Consider the following 772-nt stretch of genomic DNA (forward strand, 5'->3'; position numbering starts at 1 on the left):
GGATAGGCCGGCCAGTGCGGCGGCCCCATGCGCTGCACCCGGCCGCCCTCCTGGTCGATCAGGATCGGCGCGTCGTCCCGGCCGATCGTCGCCCGCAGCGACGCGGTCAGCGCGCGGACCTCGTCCGGCGTGCCGATGTTGCGCTTGAACAGGATGAAGCCCCAGGGGCGCACGTCCCGGAAGAACGCGGTCGCCTCCGCCGACAGGGTCTTGCCGGCGCAGCCGAGGATGAGGGCACGGGAGGTCATCGGCGACGGTCTTCCCGGAAGGGGGGGTGAAGTTGTCAGGACCCGTGAGCGGGCGAATCCGCCGGGAAGCGTCCGACGGGACCGCCCCGCGCCGCAAGCCCGAACCGTGGCCTCGGCCGGCGGCGGGGCCGGACGGCGGAGAAGTGTTGCGGCGGCGACTCAGGCGGACCGCCGACGGGTCGGCGGCCCAAGTTGCGGTTCAGATCGCATCAGTTCTTGGCGACGAAGCATTGGCCGCCGGCGCCCTGGAGCTCGGTGCAGAGGCTGGTGGCCTCGGCCTTGGCGAGCGGCCCGACGCGGACGCGGAAGATCGTCTTGCCGTTGACCTCGGCCTGGCGGATCAGCTCCGGCTTGCCGGCGAGCTGGCCGTACTTGCCCTGCATCTCGCGAAACGCGGCCTGCGCATCCTTGGCGCTGGTGCGCACGCCGAGCTGGACCGAGAACCCGCCGACGGCGGCGGTGCTGACGGTCGCGGTCGTCGCCGGAGCCTCGACGGGGGCGGAGGCCTCCGGTGCGACGGCGGC

General features: G+C 73.4%; 1 protein-coding gene and 1 pseudogene. Both read right to left on the reverse strand.

Annotated features, from left to right (window positions below):
- Positions 1 to 248, reverse strand: a pseudogene (locus FV222_RS28035) (beta-hexosaminidase); the annotation flags it as partial.
- A 209-nt stretch (positions 249 to 457) separates the two neighbouring features.
- Positions 458 to 772: SPOR domain-containing protein (locus FV222_RS28040; protein WP_147816404.1), on the reverse strand; the 315-nt coding region annotated here is incomplete at its 5' end.

Origin of the sequence: Methylobacterium sp. WL103, from assembly GCF_008039885.1 — a bacterium.
GTDB classification, from domain to species: Bacteria; Pseudomonadota; Alphaproteobacteria; order Rhizobiales; family Beijerinckiaceae; genus Methylobacterium; species Methylobacterium cerastii.